This is a genomic window from Thiorhodococcus fuscus, from assembly GCF_042682685.1.
Lineage (GTDB): Bacteria > Pseudomonadota > Gammaproteobacteria > Chromatiales > Chromatiaceae > Imhoffiella > Imhoffiella fuscus.
The window spans coordinates 100,922-124,314 of record NZ_JBHUHX010000039.1 but is presented as its reverse complement, the minus strand read 5'-3'; the positions used below and the strand labels follow the sequence as shown (position 1 = coordinate 124,314).

Sequence of the window (23,393 nt, the reverse complement as noted above, 5' to 3'; positions counted from 1 at the left end):
TCAGCAGGATGACTGTGATTTCCGCGCGTGGCTACTTTATGGCTCAAGTGCTCTAGCACCTCGCGGGCTCGGAACACAGGATAGCTCCGTCGAGGCAGATAATCACACGGGACGTAACAAATAGATTTATCATTCCGCAAACACTGGACTAAATTCTTTCTAGCGCTTGACTGCAGGACAGTCCAGCGCTTGCCTGATGAGCGGACGGCACATTTCGGCACTGAATGGCGGACACATCTCTAAAGAGCACGGACGTACAGTTTTTATAGTGATAGGACGGCGTCAACCCCCAAAAATCTAGCCGATTCCATCCACTAGCTTTTGCTCGGACAAATAAATCGTTATGCTCACCGCGATCCGAATTATCGAAAATAATCAAACCATCGGCCTTTACAAAGTCTTTTGCTTTTTCAAAGCAGGAATCTCGATAAGATCCATCAATGACGATGATATCGAAATCTCCACCAACGGCTTCTATCGCATGAACATACCGACCCTCCTCAGCAAAAATAATAGTTGCATTTGAAGGCAGAACAGGCTTCATAGATCGATACCATTCGGCATGATCTTCAACCGAAAAGATCGACTGAATCCGTCGCGACCACCAGATGGTCGATGTTCCGCTTCCCCACTCGAATACCCGCATACTTGAGTGAGTCATATCATCGAGAAAATCGATGGCTGGATAGGTAAACCAGGGAACGGGGTCTCCCTGGACATTGACCGGACGGCTTTCTCGCAAGGAGCGCACCCAACCGCTCTCATGCAAAATCAAACTCCCCCGAGGTAGGAGACTACGAACAAGATCCCATGGAAACAGTTCGACCATCTGGTTGGCTATATTGACATTAAGCCCTTGCCAATCATGCCCGCTCGCCAAACCCTTCTCGATTAGACGCAACAGATCAGGAAGATCTCTTTTCGACAAGGCCGAAAAAATTGCTTGATTGAGCGAATTCTTCGTCATGAGATGATTTTCCTGTCAAATCCCCTGATCGATATTGTCTTTCGCCAGCCTTCCATAAAAGACCGAAGCAGATAAAAGCATTGAACGGATTGAATCACTTACTTTTCCGCACGCACTTGCCCGCAAAATCGTTTTGATTACGGCTAAAAATCCAAACGCCAGTGCCTCACTAGGCGAACGTCAATCAGCAATCGCACGCAAAATCATCCGTTCTTATCCAGCACAGCCAAGGCGTCCATAATTGCCGTCTGCAACCACTGGCCCAGATCGCCCTGAACAAACCGACCGTCAAAGCTTGCGATGGGCGCCAAAAAAGGACGATTGATTTGGATTTGCAACTCATCTGGCAATGGATCGGCCAGCCAAGGCATTACCTGCAGTATTTTTTCGATCGCATCCATCGCCGCCTGGCGATCGCCCAGCTCGGCATTCAATCGAACTAAAGCGAGCCCCGTGCCAATGTGACTGTCACCCTTCGCAGCCAGGGCGCGAAACTGGTCAAGGCTTTTGTTTAGCCATTCACGCCGCTCACCGACGGAGCAAGTCTCATCTTGGGACGCAAGATAGGCATTGAGTGCCTGTTCGTACTCCGGCCAATGGAGATCACCAGAGTGATCGGCGATCTGCCAACCGATCAGAAGTGGCTGGGCGTAAGGATAGGCGGCGAGTTGAATCGGCCAACGATTTTGGTTCATCAGTTTCCTCAATCAGGGTTAGTGGATCGTCATGATCAGGCAATCTCGCCACGAAGACATCGCATAAGAAGCCGTTTGGGTTTCACCAAACACGTAGTCATACACTTCTAGCTGCAACAGTCAGACAAGGTGCCTGGATTCGACCCTTTCCGAATACGTCACTCAAACACCGGACGCTGTTTCCGCTCAAACAACCCACTACGGGCAGGATGTTTCCGGAACTCACCTAGAGCGTCGATTTCATTTACCCAGTGAATCAGACCCTAGATCAAAGGTACGCGGAGGCTCGCCCGCGCACCAAATACGCCACATCTCAAGCAATGCCTGTTCCAGGCTGCGCGTAAACTCGACCTCATCGCGCAGCGGGCTTTGCTCCAGTCGTTGGCGTAGGTTAACACGCATGTTGGCGAGCCGTTGCGGATCGGAGGCCAGGGTTTTGGCGATTCGCACATAATCTTCCGCAGAGGCGGCGATCAATTCGGGTAGGCCGACCTGAGTCAAAAGACTGACACCAACACGCGACGCATGACGGTCTCCCGCCAGAGTGATGACGGGAACGCCCATGAAGAGCGCTTCGCAGGTTGTCGTTGTGCCCTGATAGGGAAAGGTGTCGAGCGCAATATCGATATGCTGATAGAGCGCCAGATGACCTTGATACGACTGGACAAGGGGCAGGATCTCGATACGCCAGCGCGCGATCCCTCGCGCCTCGAGATCGTCCAAGACGCGACTCCAGGCATTGATGTCTGCGGCCCGACTGCTCTTGAGGTGCAATCGGGACTCCGGCACCGTCTGTAACACTCTGCCCCAAAGGTCTAAAGTGATCGGACTGATTTTGGCGAGTGTGTTGAAGGACCCGAAAGTCACATACCCATTGCGCTGACTCGGAGGCAAGCCGATCGACAGGTCAGAATCCTCGATCGCGGGGCGATAGCATAAGAAACCGCCCGGCAAGCGGATCAGACATTCGCAATGATAGGCATCGGCCTCTCCCACCGGATCGGTCAGAGCGTCCACCAGACGGTAATCCATGGCACTGAGACCGGTGGTGTTGGGATAGCCGATCCAGGTGACCTGTACCGGCGCGGGTTTGGCCGCAAAGGTCGGAAGCGCGTTGCCGCTGGTGTGGCCACTGAGATCCAGAAGAATATCAATGCGATCGGACTGGATACGCCGGGCCAATGCCTCATCGCTCAGTGCCGATCCGTCGCACCAACTATCGACGAGACGCTCCAGGGACAGGGTCAGCTCGTCGCGCCGATGGCTCTTGGAATAACAAAATACCTGAAACCGACGCCGATCGAGATGCTCCAAGATAGGACGCAGAAAGAAAGCAACGGATTGATAACGTAGATCCGCCGATACCAGTCCCAGTCGCAATGGGCGCTCCGGGTCTCGATCCGACACAGTCGAGGGAAGCCGCTCGATCCGTGCCGCGTGCTGGCGCTCGTAGGCATGATGTTCAGCAAAGATCTGCTCGCGCGAGATGTCCGCCTGATAGTTGAGACAGAGCAAACGATTGCTCTGGATTGAGGCGGCGCCTGGCCGAATCTCCAAGGCGCGCTCGTAGCACGCCAATGCGTCATCCAGTCGTCCTAAATTCTTCAGGACGGTGCCGAGATTGCTGTACGCCTCGGCATACTCCGGCCAGATCGACAGGGCGCGACTATAACTGTCCATGGCCTCGGTCAAATGTCCCTGGCGTTCGAGCACACTCCCCAGGTTATTGTGTGCGACGGCGAAATCGGGCCGGATCGCCACGGCCTGCCCCAGACAGTCGATCGCCTCATCCAGGCGATTGAGATCCAGTAGTACCTTGCCCAGGGTATCGAGCGTCTCGGCGTCGCGCGGGGCTAGCTTGAGCGCCCGACGCAAGATAGGCACGGCGGCCTCACTGCGATGGCACTTACCCAGGATGGTTCCTAACGCCTTCCAGCCAAACATCGCCTCAGGATTGCGCTCGGTCAATTCGCGTGCGGCGACCTCTGCCTCGGTCAAGCGCCCTTGCTCGAAGAGCGCGATCACTGTCGCCTCTTTGGGCTGACCATCCGTTTTACCGCCAGACTCGACTGGTGGTCTAGCTGGCGTCACCTCGAATACCCGCGCCGGCTCGCCTGCACACCAGATCGTCCACATCTGGTACAAGACACCCTCCAGGGTGCGAGTAAAACCGATCTCATCGCGCAGTGGGCTCTGTTCCAACCGCTCGCGCAGACTCTCGCGCAAACCGCCAAGGCGCGTCATATCCGCAGCCAGATCGGTCGCGATACGAACATAGTCGTCCGCTGAGGTCGCGATGAGCTCGGGCAAACCGACGCGCGTCAACAGACTGGCCCCCACCCGAGAGACATGACGATCGCCCACCTGCGTCACGACAGGGACACCCATGTAAAGCGCCTCGCAGGTCGTGGTCGTACCCTGGTAAGGAAAGGTATCAAGCGCGATATCGATATGATGGTATTGGGCGAGGTGCTCCAGATAGGTTGGATCGCGTGGGAGCAACTCGATACGATCGGACGCAATGCCCGCCCCATCGAACTCCAGAATCAGACGATCCCAGATCCAGCGTTCAGTAGTGGTCGGCGTCTTGAGACGCAACCGCGACCTTGGCACCCGCCGCAACACGTCGGCCCAAAGCCTGATCGTCGCGGCATTGATTTTGGAGAGATTGTTGAATGAACCGAAGGTGATTCGCTCATTCTTCAGGCAGGGCAAGAGGCCGACCGGAATCTCGGCGGCACCATCCAAGGGGCGATAACAGAGAAATCCCTCGGGTAGCCGGATCAGGCGTTCCGAGTGGCAGGCATCCGCCTCTCCCGGAGGATCGGTCACGGCATCCACCAGCCGATAATCCATCGCCGCGAGTCCCGTTGTATTGGGATAGCCGATCCAGGTGATCTGCACCGGTGCGGGACGGGCCGCAAAGGCGAGCAATGCATTACCGCTGGTATGACCGCTGAGATCCAGCAAGAGATCGACGTCATCCTGGCGAATCCTTCGGGCCAGCGACTGGGCGTCGAGCATTGAGCAATCTCTCCAGCCATCGGCCAACCCTCGAAACACCTGAGTCAAGCTGTCCCGATGATGGCGCGTCATATAGCAAAACACCTCGAATCGCTGACGATCGAGGTGTTCCAAAACGGGCATCAGAAAAAAAGCGACGGAGTGCTGCAGGAAGTCGCCCGAGACGAAGCCGATGCGCAGACGTCGCTCTGGATCCCGATCCGTCGGCGAGACGGTCGGGAGTTGAGCGACCTTGACCGCCAGGTTTCGCTCAAACGCACAATGTTCAGCGAAGACCTGTGCGGGAGTCAGATCGACTTGATAATTCAGGCAAAGCAACCGGACATGCCAGGCGACGATCAAGTCCGGCTTGACTGCCAGGGCTCTGTTATAGCAGTCGAGCGCCTCGTCAAGGCATCCCTGATCCTTTAACACATTGCCCCGGTTCGTCAGCGCTTCAGCGTAATCCGGGGCGATGGCCAGCGCCCGATCCAATTTTCCGAGCGCCTCATCGAGACGCCCAAGCTCGCGCGCCAAAATGGCTCCTTTGTTCAGCGCATCAATGGCATCCGGATTGATTTTCAGGATGCGATCGAAGCAAGCCAGCGCCTCTTCGGCGCGCCCCATCAAGCGCATGACAAACCCACGATTCGCGAGCACCTCGGTCGAATCCGGGGCGATGGCCAGCGCCCGATCGTAACAGCCCAACGCCTCAGCGAAACGCCCCAGATCGCAGAGAACCATGCCCCGAGTATTCTGCGCCATCGCGTCGTCGGGTCTCATCTCCGCGACACGCTCGAAACACGCCAACGCCTCCCCCAAACGCCCGAGATGTTGCAGAGCGGAGCCCAAGGTGCCGATGCACGCGTCGTCATCGGGGGCCAGGCGGTTCGCTTCCAGCAAGATGGGCAACGCCTCCTGATAGCGTTTGGATTGCATGTGGATGGCGCCAAGTATCTTCCAGCCGAATAGCGCCTGTGGATCGCGTTTCGTCAGTCGCCGGGCACCCGCCTCGGCCTTGGCATAGTCGCCCTGCTCGAAATGCCTGAGCACCGCCTTCTGTTCGGATGATATCGAGGGCGTGGGCTTCCGCGACCTTGCCAAGTCCACATCAGCGTTGGAATCTTGGTTGCGCGGTTTACTCGCTTGTCGCTGCTCGCCTCCCCGCCCCCCTGAGGATGCGCTGCCCCCTCGGGTCGCATCCACGTGCCCTGATGGCTCGGTGCGGTCGATCGAAACGCCTCGATCGATGACGGCGCCATTGTTCGCCAAGCTGAACACCCGCGCCGATTCGCCCGCGCACCAGATTCGCCACATCTGGCGCAAGGCGGCTTCAAGGGTTCGAGTGAAGCCAATCTCGTCGCGCAACGGACTCTGTTCCAACCGCTCGCGCAGTCCCGCGCGCAAACCGCTCAGGCGCTTCGTATCCGTCGTTAGATCGACCGCGATACGCACATAGTCTTCCGCAGATGTTGCAATGAGTTCGGGCAGACCGACGCGGGTCAAAAGGCTTATTCCCACCCGCGAGGCATGACGATCTCCCGCCAAGGTCACGACAGGAACGCCCATGAAAAGCGCCTCACAGGTGGTTGTGGTGCCGTGGTAAGGGAAGGTGTCGAGCGCGATGTCGATCCGCTGGTATTGCGCGAGATGCTCCTCGTGGGACGGGGCGCGCGGGAGCACCTCCAGTCGTCCGAGGTCGATACCTCGTTCGCTGAATCGCGCAAGCCATTGGTTCCAGACCTGGAGCTCGGTGACCGTGTGACTCTTGAGCAGCAGTCGCGATTCTGGCGTCCGTTCGAGAATCTCGCCCCAGAGATCGATCATGTCCGGCGTCAGTTTGGCAAGATTGTTGAAAGAACCGAAGGTGATGAACCCGTTCTCCAAGCAGGGGGATGGAGCGAGGGGTAGATTCCGGGCGACCTCCAATGGCCGATAGCAAAGAAATCCCTCGGGCAGTCGGATCAGGCATTCCGAGTGATAGGCATCGGCGTCTCCTGGCGGGTCGGTCAGATCATCGACCAGCCGATAATCCATGGCCGCGAGTCCGGTGGTATTGGGGTAGCCGATCCAGCTGATCTGAACCGGCGCGGGCCGGGCCGCGAAAGACAGCAGCGCGTTCCCCTCGGTGTGACCGCTGAGATCGAACAGCAGATCGATGGCGTCGGCCCGGATCCGATTGGCGATCGCACGCGATCCCAGCCCCGCGCACTCGTGCCAGACGTCGGTCAAGCCGCGCAACACTCGGGTCAGGTCGTCGCGCCTCAAGCTCGTGGTGTAGCAGAAGATCTGAAAGCGCTTGCGGTCGAGCCGCTCCAGCACAGGCCGCAGAAAGAAGGCAACCGGATGCTGGCGCAGATCTCCCGAGACGAAACCGATGCGCAACCGCCGCTCTGGATCTCGATCCATCATCGTGAAGAGCGGAAGCGGAATAACCGTGGCGGCCAGGGATCGCTCAAATGCGCGGTGCTCGGCGAACACCTGATCGCGCGGAATGTTCGCGTGGTAATTCAGGCAGAGTAAGCGGTTATGCCAAGATTCGACGAGATCGGGCTGAATCGTCGAGGCGCGCTGATAGCAGTCCAATGCCTCGTCCAAACGCGCCTGTGACTTGAACAGGTTACCGAGATTGGTGAGCACGTCCGCCGCATCGGGCTTGATGGCCAGCGCCTGACCGAGACTGGCGCGAGCCTCGTCGAGGCGTCCGAGATTCTGTAACAGAATACCGCGCTTGTTCAGCGCATCGACCGAATCCGGTCTGATCTTCAGGGCGTGAGCGAAGGCGTCCAATGCCTCGTCCGGCTGGCGCAGCATGGACAGAGCGAGGGCGCGGTTGAGATGGGCGTCGTCCGCTTGAGGATCGATGGCCAGGGCCCGATCGAACGCGGGCACCGCTGTGTCGAAACGCCCGAGGAGGCTCAGAACGACGCCGAGATTGTTGTAGGCTACGGCATAATCCGGATCGTTCTCCAGCGCCCGTTTGAAGCAAGTCAAGGCCTCATCCAAACGGCCCAAATTCTGGAGGGCGTTCCCCAGACTGTTGAGACATTCGGCGTTTCCGGGAGCCAGCCGGTTGGCCTCCAGCAAAGGCGGTAGCGCCGCTTCGTGCCGGTTGGATTTCACCAGAATAGTTCCGAGCGACTTCCATCCGAACATCGCCTTGGGATACTGCTCGGTCAGTCCACGCGCCAGGGCCTCGGCCTCGGCGTAACGCCCCTGATTGAAGCGCTCGATCAGCTCGTCCTGCTCGGCTCGGGAGGGAGAACAGGGTTGGTGATTCGCCAGCGCGGGCGCGACAGATTCCCACGGATTCTCTTCAGGAGCAGGCGTTATCGCCTCGCTCAGGTGTTTTTTTTTATCCGCCGGACTCCGATCCGACGAGACGACCTCGAATACGCGCGGCCTTTCGCCTGCGCACCAGATGCGCCACATTTGACGCAAAGCGCTTTCCAGAGTGCGGGTGAAGCCTGCCTCGTCACGCAGTGAGCTACGTTCGAGATGCTCGCGCAACCCCTGGCGCAGCACCGTCAAGTGCTCCGAACCACATGCCAGACCCTTGGCGATCTCCACGTATTCGGACGCGGATCGCGCGATCAGCTCGGGCAGACCGGCCTGGGTCAGCAGGCTGCCACTGACACGCGCGGCATGACGATCCCCCATCAGGGTCACCACCGGGACGCCCATGAGCAGCGCCTCGCACGTCGTAGTCGTGCCGTGATAGGGGAAGGTGTCGAGTGCGATATCGATCCGCTGATATTGCTCCAGATGTTCCAAGTAGGAGGGTGCGCGAGGGAGGATTTCCAAACGCCCTGGTGCAATACCTTGCGCGCCGAAATAGGTCACCAAACGCTCCCACACCTGGGTGTCCGAGGCCGTGTGACTCTTGAGCAAGAGCTGAGCGTCGGGCACAGCACGCATGACATCGATCCAGAGATCTAAGGTCGCATCGGTGAGCTTGGCGAGATTATTGAAGGAACCAAAGGTGATGCGTCCAGTCCCGAGACAAGGCGGCAGACCCACAGGGAGTTCCAGGGCGGAGGTCCAGGGCCGATAGCAGAGAAAACCGTGCGGCAGGCGGATGAGGCATTCCGTGTGATAGGCATCGACCTCGCCCACAGGATCGGTCACGGCATCGACCAGACGGTAATCCATGGCCGACAAGCCGGTGGTGTTGGGATAGCCGATCCAGGTGATCTGCACCGGTGCGGGCTTGGCTGCAAAGGTCAAAAGCGCATTGGGGTTGGTGTGGCCGCTCAGGTCCAGCAGCAGATCGATGCCATCGGCGCGAATACGCTCGGCGAGTGCCTGCTCGGGCAGGCTCGCGCAATCGATCCAGACGTCCGCGAGCCGGCGGAACTCCATGGTGACGGCGTCCCGCTGATGCGCCCGGAAATAGCAAAAGACCTGAAATTGCTCGCGATCAAGGTGTTCGACGATCGGCAGCAGGAAGAAAGCGACGGAGTGAAGGCGGAAGTCTCCCGACACGAAACCGATCCGCAAGACCTGCTCTGGATCGCGCCCCTCCCTCGCGACTGGAGGCAATGGCAACACCTGATCCGCGATGTGCCGCTCGAATGCCTGATGCTCGGCAAGGAGAGTCTCGGAGGAGAGATCAACTCGATAATTCAGGCACAACAATAAATTCTCGAATGCCGCGACAAACTCTGGTTGATCGTCCAATGCCTGTCGATAGCAGGCGATCGCCTGATCCAGCCACCCCAAACTCTTATAGCTATTACCCAGATTATTCTGTACCTGGGGGTAACGGGGCTGAAGCGCCAACGCCTTGCGATAATTTGTCACGGCTTCGTTCAGCGATCCGGCCTGCTCCAGGACGACACCACGATTACAGTAGGCCTCGGCATATTCCGGATCGATCTCTAGGGCACGGTCGTAACACGCCATCGCCTCGTCGAGTTGGCCGAGATCCTTATAGGCCGTACCGAGATTGTTATACGCGAGCGCATAGTCCTCCTTGACCTCCAAGGCCCGCTTGAAGCATCCCACAGCCTCATTCAAACGGCCGAGCGCCAGAAGTCCAAACCCCAGGTTATGAATCGACTCCGCGTCGCCTGGCGACAGACGGATTGCCTCCAATAGCATGGGTAGCGCGGCATCATATTGACTGGACTTGATCAGGATGGTCCCAAGCGCCTTCCAGCCAAACATGGCTTGAGGATAGCGCTCGGTCAGTCGCCGCGCCGCCACCTCCGCATCCGCATAGTGTTCTTGCCTGAACAAACCGAGGACGAGGGTCCTCTCGGCCATGCCTGGAGACGCATGCGTTGCCAGTTCGTGACGCTCGCCATCCCCTGACGCTTCGCGAACTCCGGCATGATGTTTAATGTGCTTTTTTTTCTGTTTTTTCTTAAGTTTTCTGGCGGATTTGTTCGGCACAGGCGGCCGGTCCTGAATCGGATCGAAAGACGTCTCCTTCGAATCTATGCGCTCACTGATATCGAATACCCGTGGCTCACCGCCCGCGCACCAGATTTGCCACATCCGCCGCAAAGCGCGTTCCAGGGTGCGGGTGAAACCGACCTCGTCGCGCAAGGGGCTCTGCTCCAGCCGGGTGCGCAGACCGGCACGCAATGCGCCCAACCGCTCTCGATCAGCGGCCAGATCAACGGCAATGCGGACATAGTCATCCTCGGATTTGGCGATGAGCTTAGGTAACCCAACCTGAGTCAAGAGACTCCCGCCCACCCGTGAAGCATGACGATCACCCAGTAAGGTAACGACCGGCACGCCCATGAAGAGCGCCTCGCAAGTCGTGGTGGTCCCGTGATAGGGAAAGGTATCCAGGGCTATGTCGACGCCTTGATAGAGGTCGAGATGGTCTCTTTGAGAGGCTGTGCGTGGCAGAATCTCCAAGCGTTCCGGAGCGATATCATGACGCTCGAAGTACGCGATCACTCGCTCCCAAACCGAAAGATCGGCTGAAAAGCTGCTCTTGAGTCTCAGCCGAGAGCCGGGTACGGCCCGCAACACCCCGACCCAAAGAGCCAGTGTTGGCGCGGTCAGCTTGGCAAGATTGTTGAAAGAGCCGAAGGTGATTCGATCCACCTCCAGGCAAGGCGGCGGAGCGACTGGGGGCGGACGCTCCAGATCGACGGGGCGATAACAGAGGAATCCGTCAGGCAAACGGATCAGACGCTCGGTATGCAGATCATCGGCCTCGCCTGGCGGATCCGTGATCGCATCCACCAACCGATAATCCATGGCCGAGAGTCCGGTGGTATTGGGATACCCGATCCATGTGACCTGAACAGGCGCCGGCTTGGCAGCGAAGGTTGGCAAGGCATTTCCGCTGGTGTGCCCGCTGAGGTCCAGCAAAAGATCGATTTCGTCGGCGCGAATCCGTTCGGCAAGGGCCTCGTGCCCCATTCTCGAACAGGGGATCCACCAATCCACCTGCCGACGAAACTCCCGAGTCAACGCGTCCTGTTTGATGCTAGTGGCATAGGCATACACCTCAAAGGACTGACGATCCAAGCGCTCCAACACGGGCAGCAGGAAAAAGGCCACCGAATGCAGCCAAAAATCCGCCGAAACGAACCCGATCCGCAATCGTCGGTCTGGATCAGAATTTCGTGTAATGACCGGCGGAAGCCGGTCGATCTTGGCAGCCTGCCAGCTCTCGAATGCTTGATGCTCGGCAAAGAGTGTCTCTCGTGAAAGGGACGCCTGATAATTCAGACAGAGAAGCCGATTCTGCCGCGCGATAAGCGAATCTGGCTGAATCGCCAGCGCCCGCTCATAGCTGGCAAGCGCCTCGTCCAAACGCCCCTGATCCTTAAGGACATTGCCACGGTTGCTCCATGCCGCCACGAAACCGGGCTTGATCGCAAGCGCGGCGTCAAAACTTTGCAAGGCGTCGTTGACCCGCCCCAAATCTTGCTGGACTAACGCCCGATTGTTGAACGCTTCGGCGTTATCGGGCCAAACCTTCAATGCACGGTCATAACAGGCCAGTGCCTCCTCCGACCGATCCCGCTCCCTCAAAAGGGTCCCAAAATTGTCGTACGCCTCGGCATAATCATGATGCAACCGAATCGCCCGATCATAATTGCCTAGCGCTTCTTCAAGCAGCCCAAGCCCTTGTTGAACCATCCCGAGATTGTTGTACGCCTTGGCATGACCTGGACGTAGCCTGACAGCCTGACTGTAACTGACCAGAGCATCATCCAATCGACCCAATTCCTGTTGGACAATACCTTGGTTGTACCAGACCTCGGCGAGGTCCGCCCGCAACGCCAGGGCACGGCCATAGACTTCGAGAGACTCGTCAAGTCGTTCCAGCGCCCGATAGGCCTGCCCTAGACTATTGAGTATCTCCACGTCCTCGGGGGCTAAGCGATGGGCTTCTTCCAGCACCGGCAGGGCCGCCGAGCTTTCGTCATCGCGCACCAGCAAAGTCCCCAGTACCTTCCAGCCAAGGGCGTTCGTTGGATCGGCCTCCGTGAGTTCGCGCGCCAATGCTTTGGCGCGCGGGAGTTGGCCCGTCCGCAGCGCATCGAGAAGGGTGTCGCTTGCGCTTTGATCACCTGACTCATACTTGGAAGCTGCGTCCGACTCCCGATTCACTGTAGAGTCCAGGACAGTGGATGCCTCCTGGACAGGATCGACACGTTCGGCCTGTATGCGCGCATGCAAATCATGGGCGGCGGGCGTATCCAGTCCGCTCGTCAGTGCCTGCTCAATGACGACCAGCGCATCCTCGGACCGTCCCGCCAACAGCAGTGCCTCGGCAAATGACTGCCAGTAATGGCCGGTCTCGGGCGCACCCTCCAATGCCTGCTGCAGATGACTCAACCCTGCCTCAATGTGACCGCGCTCGATCTCCAGCACACCCAGATGATGATGGGCCTCGACATGCGCATCATCGAGTTCCAGCACGGCCCGATACAGATGTCCGGCCACCTCCAGACGACCCGCTTCATGGTGAACAATGGCTTGCGCGAGGACATCATGACCAGCGGTTGTCTTCATGGTGGAATCTTCGAGGCTACCTTGGGTTGGCAAGTATCTTATTCATGCCCAAACATTTGTCGATATCGATCGGAGCGGAGTGCCACCGTGCTCATGATGTCATTTTGGGAGCGAGTTCCCTTCGAAATTCAGCCGTCCTAACGGTGGCGTAGACTGTCAATCACACTGGAGATGAAGATTCCGACGCAGGAGTACACGGCCGAGCTCAAGGAGCAGACGAGCGTGTGTGAAGGATGGCAAGCAGGACGCTCCTGGCGTGCTCAAAGTGGCGCCCAAGGAGATGGAAGAACGCTCGGTGCTGACGCGCCGAAAATACGCGACTCAAGCGTGAGCTTGAGATCGAAAAAACGGCAGCGTACTTCGCACGGGATGTTCTGTGAAGTCCACCTGGATTGCTGAGCAAAGGATGGACTGTGCACGCGTTCCGAGCTGTGCGCAACATTGGAGATCAACGTCAGCGGCGACTAAGCCTGGATGCATGGTGGGACACCGGATTGTCATGAGACCACAAGCCTTGGAAGACAGAAAACCGAGGGAGCCTTAGAACCCGAACATCCGACGTCGAAATCGGTTTCAGCCAGACAATTTCTTGACAGCGACAACCCCGTAAGCAGAATCCACCGAGCGTTTTTTCCCTCCCCCTTTTTTAGATCCGGCCCGCAGATCTTCTAACGATCGCCCCAGCGCCCCCTTTCTACGGGTTGCCTTCATAGAAACGCAATGCTCAATTTCACGAATTGATTTCAGCTGATCTAACAGAACCCGATCAGTTTCACCTAAAGATCCACAATCAATAATCCCCTGAACCATTAAGGCACGCTGCTTCTGAATTCTTTTTACCATCACCCAATCATCACCAAGCGCCGCATCTCGCATCTGCAGCGTAGCGGCATTCAGATCAGCGATTAAACGCGAAAGACTGGCCATTATAAATTTCAATCTCTTTGAGCAGCACAACACAAACCACGACCAAAACACTATATCACATATAGTCAAACAGGCTCATCTTAGTGACCTGAGTATAGGTTTGCTGAGCGGCTTCCAGGACAACCTGCTCCATTTTAAATCTACTAATTGCCTCGGCATAATCAAGATCTCGAACATCAGATAGAGTCGAATTAAGATTGAGATTCCGCTGAGTATTCAGATCTGTCTGAACATCTATTGCGCTGAGCCGCAAACCGACAGAAGTCCTCACTTCATTCATTCGGTCGAGGCTAGAGTCGATATTCTTGAACGCAATATCCACCGCTCTTGAAAGAGTCTCTCTGCCCGCGCTATCAGCAGCTAGAGGGGCCTCGAACGCCGTTGCGATCGAGTCCAGGGTGTCAAAAATGCTGACGTAACGTGCCGGACGAGAGGTCACCGTATCCCCGTCCTCGGGCACACCAGAAAGCGTTACGCTGCGACCCGCGAACTGGATAGGAAAAGGCAAAGCCGGATCAAAAACTACATCCTGGATCGGTTGATTGCTCTTATCCAGAACAACAGACGAACTCGCAGCATCGAAGACCGTATATTCCATTTGGTTCGTCACTGTATTCAGCTTGAACTCAATATTAAAAGTTCTATCGGAATTAGGTCCTTCAAAGCCAGGGCCATAATCCACAGATTTCCCATATTCTTCGTAATCGGTGACTTCACTGCCCTTAACAACCAGCGAACCAGTATTGTCTTCAGCGGGAAGCGCTTCGATCAGCTTTCCACTCTCCTCCGGAATATTCATAAAAATCGACTTCCCGGTATCACCGACCTGTATAGACCGGGTACCGCTGATAGCTACGTTACGCACGGAACCCTCGCCATCAGCCCCCACATAGGAGACTTTTCCGTCTCCATCCACAACAAAGGGCTGAACGAACGAATCGGTCCCGGAAAACAGGTACTCGCCGTTTGAATCCTTTGAGTTAGCAAGACCTAAAAGACCTTCGCGCAGCTGACGAATCTCGCTAGCGAAGGTCATACGATTCGCTTGATTATAGCTGTCGTTATTTCCGAGGACGATCAGTTCCCGCGCACGCTGCATGTAATTCTCATAGGCATCCAGTTGCGCCTCCTCTTGCTCCAGGCGCGGCTGAGCCAAATCTACATTACGCTGGTATTGTTTCGTCGAGTTGATCGCCGCCGACAGTTGAACCGAAACGGTCGCTCCACTCGGGTCGTCGGATGGCGTTAGAATCCGTCGCCCGGTCGCCATCTGAAGGTTCGTATGATTCAGATTCGACTGCGCCCGCTGCAACGCCGAGAGACCGGACTGGAAAATTTGACTGGTTGATAGACGCATTATCTTCTCCAGACATCAACCGACGACGCTGAGGATTGTGTCGAACAGAGTTCTAGCAACGGAAATCACTTGAGACGATGCCTGATAGGCCTGTTGATAGCGAATCAGGTCCGCCGCTTCCTCATCCAAATTGACACCCGATAGTGCATTTCGCCGAGCCTGGGCAGAAGCGAGCAGATTTTCACTCGAATCGCGTATAACTTGAGCCCGTTCCGTTTGAGTGCCCACACTCGCAATAATGTCGGTATACCCGCCTTGAATCGTCGTTTTCCCTTCGATTAGACGCTGATCTTGAATATCAGCCATCGCGATCATGTTACGGTTATCGCCTTCATAGGTGTCATTGCGGCTAACGATAAACCGATCCTGGTCAGCCGGCGCTCCTGAAACCGTCAATTCCCATCCATTGGCACTGATAGTCGTAATTCCATCGGTTGTGCTGATCAATGGCGCTGGCGCCACATCAACCCACGTATCCACACCCGCGACATCCTCCAACGTCTTCACCGAATAGCCTGTCGCAGCGTCATATGTGACGAGCGCTTCCTTGAAAAGGGTCGCAGAGTCCGTGGTATCAAGCGCACGCACACTATCGATAACAGCAGATCCAGTATTGAGCTCGCTGGGTTCCGCCTTGACTGCACCTGCCGCTGCAAGATCTGCCGGATCCGTCATAGAAACAGACAACTGGCTTGCGGCATTTCGGGTCGGACGGATCAACCAGTTGTCACCGGCATCGGCTCCGCTAATCGATGAGACATCGATCTTGAGCCCATCAGCCATCACGGCACCAGTCGGTTGGATATCCCACGTATCGAGTGCTGCGGCGCCAGTGAGATCAGAGGTATCGATCTTCATACCATCGCCGACCAGCACATTCGGATTGCTCGGATCGGCCGTTAGTGGAACCACCGCGCTATCCGACAAACGCGTCAGCTGATAGTTTGTACCATCGTAGTCCAAACGATAGCCACCCGTATCGAAGGCGGAGGTATCCGTGACTTCAATTTCTGGGACAGCCGTCGTACCCGTATTTCCGCCTCCAGCCGCCCCCGCCACCTCGGGAGTCAACGCCACGACTGTTCCATCCGGAATCGTTTGCAATTGATAGTCGGTACCGCCATAGACCAAGCGATAATCACTGGCTGTCAATTCAGAGACCTTCTCGATCGTGACCGCCGGTATTCCAGTGGCCGTATTCAATTGCCCGAAGTTAACGGAAACCTTTGGCATATTAAAGATATCTTGACCGAGCTCACCATCCATATCCAAACCGAGCCGATTCTGTTCGTTATAGGCCGAGGCGATATTCAGGCCAATCAAACCAAGCTCGTTCTGTGATCTGTCGAGAAGGTCCTCACGGGTGTCTAACAAACCACCAATCTCTCCACCCGAGATGAAGCGCGTTATCCTGGAAATGGACCCATCTGTCGGAGACTTAATACCAATGTCAGGATTGACCAAATCTCCAGACAGATGCTCAACAACCAACTCTCTAGAGTTTGACCCCATAACCAGGGCCTGACCGCTACCGATGAAGACATTGATCTCTCCGTTTTCTTGAGTGACCAAACTGACATCGATCTTGTCTGCAAGCTGATTCAGGAGATTACTGCGTTGATCGAGCAGGTCGTTCGGCGCCTGGCCCGTTGCGGAAGCAGAAGCAATGCTTCCATTGAGTTTGGCCAATGCCGTCGCATAGTCGTTGATCTCATCCACGGAGGTTTCGATCTGGTCGTTGATCAGGGCCCTTTGCTCTTCAAGCTGCTTGGCAATGGAATTGAAACGCTCCACCAGCGATACAGCGTCCCCCAACATCACGGTCCGCGAAGACATGGAGGTCGGATCGCTCGCGACATCATGAGCAGAATTCAAGTAGCTTTCGAGCACAGGCTCAAGCCCGGTACTCTCATCGGCAAACAAGGAATCCAATTCCTCGGCATATGCAGCCACCACCTGACTATAGGCATTGTCGGTGCGACTTGACCGCAGCTCCGTGTCGACCCAATCGTTCTGCAACCGCTGGATGTTGGAGGTCTGAACTCCTCGCCCAATATAATTACCACCAAAATACTCTGGTTTATTGGCCTGAAACTCGACACGTTGCCGGCTGTAGCCCTCGGTGGCGGCATTGGATATGTTGTGCCCGGTGGTCGACAGACCCGTCTGATAGGCCCGGATACCGGACAATGCGATTCCCAGTAAGCTCATGACATCACCGTTTGGAGGATAGGGCCAGGCAACGCTGGATTCGGTCGGGACAGGATCCACCAAAAATGCCTGACATCCCGCTCACCCCTCATTCGGACTATCGGCCATGTCCGCCGAGACTTGAGCCTCGACGGCAGCACCGAGCGCCATCACCCGGTTACGAATCCCAAGCACTTTAGAAGCATAGCTCGGATCGGTCGCATAGCCCGCCGCCTGCAGACCACGGATAAAATCCTCGGCATTGGTACTTCCCAATGCCTCACGATAGCGCGGATTGCGCCTCAGAAAGGCGACGTAATCGACGAAAGAGTCGGCCGGATCGCCATAGGCACGGAATTTGGCCTGTTCGCGCTGCGCAACGCCGTTACGATACTCCAGAGTGCCCACGCTGACCCGGTCACCCTTCCAACTCCGATCCGCCTTGATACCGAAAAGATTGAAGCTACTGCTTCCATCCGCGTGACGCGGAATATGCTTGCCCCACCCCGTCTCCAGCGCACTTTGGGCGAGCAGGATGCTGGTATCCATTCCGAGCGCCTCGGCCGCCTGATCGGCATAGGGCTTCAGATAGGCGACGAAGTCTTCCGGACCAGTCGGCGGCCACTGCCCCGTTAACTGGCCGACGGCCGAGGCCGACACACCGTCGGCTATCCCTGACGCCACCTTTTCGACGTTGCCCGCATCCACCGAGGAACCGGCGTCAATTTGATGACGCAAAACAGATTTCAGCGCCTTATTACGTTCGGGCACCCGCAAGGAACCCGGATCACGCTCGTCGGGATCCTCTGAGAACTGGGGTGCGAGCTGGCGCAGCAGGGCCTTGCGGATCCCCATCCCGTCTCCCTGACTGATAACGCTCGCGATCTGCTGGTCGTAGAGATCCTGATAGAGCTTGGTTTGCTCCGAGTCGAATATCCCATCACCGAATGAAGCGGCCCGCATCTGCTTCAGCATCTGTCCGACCATCAACGCCTCGAACGCCCTCGCCGCAGACTCCAGTCCGGCCTGCCCCCCCTGCTTGGCGGTTTTTTCCAACGCCTGATAGCTGGACGGGTCGCTGACGAGGCCGGTTTGGAGTCCCGCCCCAAGGGTCGCGCTGGAAATGTTGGAGGCCGGAATCATGACGAATCAGATGACGACTAGATCGGCCCGCAACGCACCGACCTCGCGTAAGGCCTCGAGAATGGCGACGAGATCGCCCGGGGCCGCGCCGACCTCGTTGACCGCCTCGACGATATCGCCCAAAGAGGTGCCCGGCGCAAAGAGGAACATGCGATTGTTGTCCTGCTTAACGTCGATATTGCTCTGCGGCACCACGGCGGTCTGCCCCTGACCAAACGCATTAGGCTGCGAGACCCCGGTATTCTCGGCGATGGTGACCGTCAGGTTGCCATGCGAAACGGCTGCCGGAAGCACCTTGACGCCGGAGCCGATCACAATGGTTCCAGTGCGCGCGTTGATGACGACCCGCGCCGGCGGCTCGGCGACCGCAACCTCCAGATTCTCGACCTGCGAGACGAAAGAGACGCGCTGCCCTGGATCGTTCGGCGCACGCACCTGAACCGAGGTGGCATCGACCGGCTGGGCGATGTCGTCGGCGAAATACTGGTTGATGATGTCAGCCATGCGACTGGCAGTCGTGAAATCGGCTTTCTTGAGGTTCAGGACCATCGAATTGCCCTTGGCGAAGCCACTCGGAACCTCGCGTTCGACCGTTGCCCCGTCCATGATGCGCCCGACACTCGGTATATTGACCGTGATACGGCTCCCATCGGCACCGTCGGCGCCAAAGCCACCAACAGTGAGATTGCCCTGGGCCATCGCATAGACCTGTCCATCGGCCCCCTTGAGCGGGGTCATCAGCAAGGTGCCTCCGCGCAGACTCTTGGCGTTGCCAAGCGACGAAACCGTCACGTCCAACTGCTGTCCCGGCTTGGAGAAGGCGGGCAGATCCGCCGTGATCATGACTGCGGCGACATTCTTGGTCTGGGGATTGGTGCCGGGCGGCACGGTCACCCCCAGTTGGCCCAGCATATTTTTGAGACTCTGTACCGTGAAAGGCGACTGAGTCGTCTGGTCACCGGTTCCATTGAGCCCTACGACCAATCCATAGCCCACCAGTTGGTTGTTGCGCACACCCGCGATGGTCGCGAGATCCTTGATGCGCTCCTGGCTCAGGTCCTCATTCCCTCCCGATCCCGTTCTCAGTCCATATTCGTCGAGCGGATCGCCATTTCCTGCGTGTACCTGCACAACACCAGCTAGACCAGCGAGGGTCACGCAAGCGATAAGTGCAAGGGACTGGATTCTTTTCATCGACATTCTCGGCTCAGTAGTAGACCGAAGCGTCAGATCGGCCAGATTGGACTGTTGAAGAAACGGGTCAGCCAACCAGGCGCATTGCTGTCGCGCAACGTACCGGTACCGGCGTAGGAGACCTCCGCGTTGGCGATTTGCGTCGACTGGACCGTGTTGGTGGTGGAGATGTCGACCGGGCGGATGATGCCGCGCAGCCGCACGTATTCCGACCCCTGATTGATGCTCAGCCATTTCTCGCCTTGAATGACCAGATTGCCGTTAGGCAGGACCTCGGCGACCGTCACGGTGATATCCCCGGTCAGCGAGTTGCTTTGGCTGGAGTCACCCGCCCCATCGAAGGTCCGCGAGCCGTTTCCCGAAGCGGCCAGCAGGTCGGCACCGGCCAAGGTGCGCCCAGCCACGGAGATATCGCCAAGACTCATGTCGAGCCCTGAATCCTTCGAGGTGCTGGTCGCCGACGATTTTTTGGCATCGGTCTTCTCGACCAGTTCAACCGTCACCAGATCGCCGACCCGACGCGCTTTGTAGTCCTCGAACAGCCCTTGAGCCTGGGACGCCTGAAAAATGGCCCCGTTGTTGGCGCCGGCGGGAACGGGGGCGATGGGCGCCACAGGGCGATACTCGGCCGAATCTCCAGGACGCGGCGGATTGAGGGTACCGCAAGCACCGAGCGGTAGACTCGCCATCGCAACCAAGAGGAGACTCGTAAAACGCTTCATGACCGCCTTCCCCCGCGCAACTAGCGGGCCAGGTTGTTGTTAACGAACTGCAGCATGGAATCCGCTGCGGCGATGGCCTTGGAATTCACCTCATAGGCGCGCTGGGTCTCGATCATGTTGACCAGTTCTTCAGCCATATTGACGTTACTGGTCTCCAGAGCACCCTGTAGGACGCTTCCGACACCGTTCTGACCGGGATTGGCTTGCTGAGCGGCACCCGATGCGGCCGTCTCCAAATAGAGATTCTCTCCCACCGGCTGTAGACCGGCCGGATTGATGAAATCCGCAAGTTGAATGTTGCCCAATTGAACCGGAGCGGCCTGATCGGGCAATTGGGCCGTCACCGTACCATCCTTGCCAACCGTAATGGCTTGGGTGTTCTCCGGAACCACCAAACCTGGCTGCAAGGCATAGCCGTTGGACATCACGACCTCCCCGTTCGCATTGAGCTGGAAGGTTCCATCACGGGTATAGCCCAACTCGCCGTTGGGCATGAGGATTTGAAAGAACCCGCGGCCCTCGATCGCCATGTCGAGCGAGTTCTCGGTCTGAACGAACCCGCCTTGCCCAAACAGCTTCTCGGTCGCGACTGTACGCACACCCGCACCGAGCATCAGTCCCGAAGGCAACTGTGCCTCCTGCGTCGCCTGCGCACCCGGTTGCCGAACGGTCTGATAGATGAGGTCCTCGAAAACGGCGCGCCCTTTCTTGAAGCCGTTGGTATTGACATTCGCCAGGTTGTTCGAGACCACCGACATACGGGTTTGCTGAGCATCGAGGCCTGTCTTGGCGATCCAAAGGGCTTGATTCATGATCGATCTCCGTGCATTTCAGGCGGCGCTCAACTGTTAGCCAGCAAACGATTGTGGGTCTTCTCAACGTTGTTGGCGGTCTCCATCATCTTGATCTGGGTCTCGAAATGACGAGACAGCTCGATCATTCGGGTCAGCGCCGCCACGGTATTGACGTTGCTCGTCTCCAGCATGCCAGTGATGACTCGAACATTGGCATCAGCCGGCGGCGCCTGACCATTCTCAGCACGAATCAGGCCATCCTCCGAACGCTTCAAGGTCGCGAGATCGGGGTTGACCAGACGAATCCGATCGACGGCGGCCAAGGCATTCGGATTGGATCCCAGGGGGCGAATGGTGATGGTGCCGTCGGTTCCGATCAGCAAGCTCTCGTTGGGCGGTATGGCGATCGGCCCTCCGCCGTCGCCCAGAACCGGCAAGCCGCGATCCGTGCGCAGGATGCCTGTCGTGTCGATGTGCAGATTGCCAGCGCGCGTATAGGCCTCACCACCGTCCGGGGCTTGAACGGCGAGGAAACCCTCGCCTTCGATCGCGAGGTCGAGATCACGCCCGGTGCTCTGCAGGGCCCCGTGGCTGAAGTCGATGACCTCGTCCCTGACCTGAACGTAATCCCTCGAGTCATACACGGGGCCACGATCCGGAACCGTATAGGCATCCCCGAGCGCTTGGCGAAACCCATGGGTCGTCGCATTCGCCAGGTTGTGATTGTTGATGGCCTGCCCGTAGGCCGTCTCCTTGGCGCCGGACATCGCAAGATAGAGAAAACGATCCATGGTGTCGGCTCCTGGTGGGCTGACCGATCAGGCCGCGCGGGCGATTCCGGCAGCCGGATCGACCCGCGACGTCCAGCGACGAGACCGGATGAACAGGTTATTGGATATTCAGAATGGCCTGGGTAATGGTGTCGGCCGCGCTGATGGTCTTCGAATTCGCCTGATAGTTGCGCTGAGCGGTAATCAGATGAACCAGCTCGGTCGCCAGATCGACATTCGAAGTCTCCAGCGCACCACCCTGGATGTTGCCCAGGCTGCCGGTACCGGGTGAGAAGATCACTGGATTGCCAGAGGCCGTAGTCTCGGCCCAGGAGGTGTCGCCGATCTGCTGGAGTCCCTGCGGATTGTCGAAATCGGCCAGCGCCACCTGACCGAGAGGCAGCGCCCGACCATTGGAATAACGGACGAACAGCACGCCCTCCTCGTCGGCGTCGACCCCGGTGATGCGGCCCGTGGTATAGCCATCCTGCTCCAGGCTTGTCACCGCATATTTCTGCCCGTTTTGGGTCGTTCCACTGAAATCGAAATGAACGATGTTGTTACCGGGAATGGTTGGGGTGAGAGGAAGAGGAGGTGTGATCGGCGTAGTCGGATCATCCACACCAAGCGTTGCGCCATTCGCCGGATTATAGTTTGTCATGTCAAACTCGAGGTCGGCGAACGGAGGGTTCGCAGTCTCGTCCAAGAGGCCATTCGTATCGAAAGACATCGGAATTGGAGATCCGGTCGGAAAAATGGTTGGATCGATCGCGCCATCCATTTGCACATGGACTTGCCATGAGCGAGGCCCCGTGGCGTCATCCTTAATGAAATACATGGTCACGGGGCGCGGCGTGCCCAACGAATCGTACATCGTAGTCGATGTCGAGAAATTGTAGGTATCGGGGTCATCGGGTTCGAATCCGCCCGGCCCGATCAGCGTTGGATCGATGGGGTCTGGCGGTGTCGCAGTAGACGTTTTATCGATCGGCGTCGCGACATCCGAGCGCAGATTGAGCTGCGCAGCAACATCAGCCGTCGCATTCGGTGGCGAATCGCCCAGATTGAGCTGCATATCGGACAGCAACCCAGTCCTAAAGGTACTATTCGGGTCACTCGGATCAACTGGCGGAAAACCCTGAATACGTAACGGCGGCGCGCCATTATTGACAAGATACCCCTCATTATCTACCTGAATAGCGCCAGCACGGGTATAGGTGTTATCGTTACTTCCCGGACTGTTCAGAACGAAAAACCCGCGGCCGGTGATAGACAGGTCGAGGCTGTTTCCAGAGAACTCAAGCGTTCCCTGAGTGAATTGCTGCGTCGTCGCAACGACCCGCACGCCGGCGCCGGTATTGGTCCGACTGATAGTTCCGTAGGAGCGAGTGAATATATCGCCAAATTCGGAACGCGACTGCTTGAAGCCAGTGGTCGCAACATTCGCGATATTGTTACCGGTCGTCTTGAGATCGGCCGCCGCCGCATTCAATCCGCTCAATCCAATATTAAAAGGCATGAGGTTACTCCTTCATGTTTTTCAGTGGTTGATTTGTAATGAGCGCCGGAGCGCAACGCAGTTTTCCGGCCTCAACCGATACGGGCGACATTTTTAAATCTCACGCAACCCTACGCTCAA

At 57.4% G+C, this 23,393-nt stretch carries 12 protein-coding genes; all 12 read right to left on the bottom strand.

The genetic code is table 11. The features are described 5' to 3' along the window. Positions 1–148: 148 nt before the first annotated feature. Positions 149–967 (bottom strand): O-methyltransferase, encoded by an 819-nt coding sequence (locus tag ACFSJC_RS14150; protein WP_386027627.1) that lies wholly within the window; start codon positions 965–967, stop codon positions 149–151. Between the two features lie 203 nt (positions 968–1,170). Further along, the gene (locus ACFSJC_RS14145) at positions 1,171–1,662 is read right to left on the bottom strand and encodes a hypothetical protein (protein WP_386027626.1); all 492 of its coding nucleotides are present in this window, start codon (positions 1,660–1,662) and stop codon (positions 1,171–1,173) included. A 240-nt stretch (positions 1,663–1,902) separates the two neighbouring features. Further along, positions 1,903–12,657, bottom strand: coding sequence for an O-linked N-acetylglucosamine transferase family protein (locus ACFSJC_RS14140; protein ID WP_386027624.1), 10,755 nt, complete (start codon positions 12,655–12,657; stop codon positions 1,903–1,905). A 573-nt stretch (positions 12,658–13,230) separates the two neighbouring features. Then, positions 13,231–13,584, bottom strand: a complete 354-nt coding sequence (locus ACFSJC_RS14135; protein ID WP_386027622.1) for a hypothetical protein — start codon at positions 13,582–13,584, stop codon at positions 13,231–13,233. Between the two features lie 55 nt (positions 13,585–13,639). After that, on the bottom strand, positions 13,640–14,941 hold the full coding sequence (gene flgL, locus ACFSJC_RS14130) for a flagellar hook-associated protein FlgL (RefSeq protein WP_386027621.1): 1,302 nt from the start codon (positions 14,939–14,941) through the stop codon (positions 13,640–13,642). Positions 14,942–14,956: 15 nt separating this feature from the next. Next, positions 14,957–17,152: a flagellar hook-associated protein FlgK gene (gene flgK, locus ACFSJC_RS14125; protein ID WP_386027620.1), complete on the bottom strand. Its 2,196-nt coding sequence runs from the start codon at positions 17,150–17,152 to the stop codon at positions 14,957–14,959. 81 nt (positions 17,153–17,233) lie between these two features. Then, the gene (flgJ, locus tag ACFSJC_RS14120) at positions 17,234–18,274 is read right to left on the bottom strand and encodes a flagellar assembly peptidoglycan hydrolase FlgJ (RefSeq protein WP_386027619.1); all 1,041 of its coding nucleotides are present in this window, start codon (positions 18,272–18,274) and stop codon (positions 17,234–17,236) included. 6 nt (positions 18,275–18,280) lie between these two features. After that, positions 18,281–19,468, bottom strand: a complete 1,188-nt coding sequence (locus ACFSJC_RS14115) for a flagellar basal body P-ring protein FlgI (RefSeq protein WP_386027618.1) — start codon at positions 19,466–19,468, stop codon at positions 18,281–18,283. Between the two features lie 32 nt (positions 19,469–19,500). Then, entirely contained in the window at positions 19,501–20,190 is a 690-nt protein-coding gene (gene flgH, locus ACFSJC_RS14110) for a flagellar basal body L-ring protein FlgH (RefSeq protein WP_386027616.1), read from the bottom strand. Between the two features lie 20 nt (positions 20,191–20,210). Further along, on the bottom strand, positions 20,211–21,002 hold the full coding sequence (flgG, locus tag ACFSJC_RS14105; protein WP_386027615.1) for a flagellar basal-body rod protein FlgG: 792 nt from the start codon (positions 21,000–21,002) through the stop codon (positions 20,211–20,213). Positions 21,003–21,031: 29 nt separating this feature from the next. Beyond that, the gene (gene flgF / locus ACFSJC_RS14100) at positions 21,032–21,775 is read right to left on the bottom strand and encodes a flagellar basal-body rod protein FlgF (RefSeq protein WP_386027614.1); all 744 of its coding nucleotides are present in this window, start codon (positions 21,773–21,775) and stop codon (positions 21,032–21,034) included. Between the two features lie 97 nt (positions 21,776–21,872). Continuing rightward, positions 21,873–23,273, bottom strand: a complete 1,401-nt coding sequence (flgE, locus tag ACFSJC_RS14095) for a flagellar hook protein FlgE (RefSeq protein ID WP_386027612.1) — start codon at positions 23,271–23,273, stop codon at positions 21,873–21,875. Between the last annotated feature and the right edge of the window lie 120 nt (positions 23,274–23,393).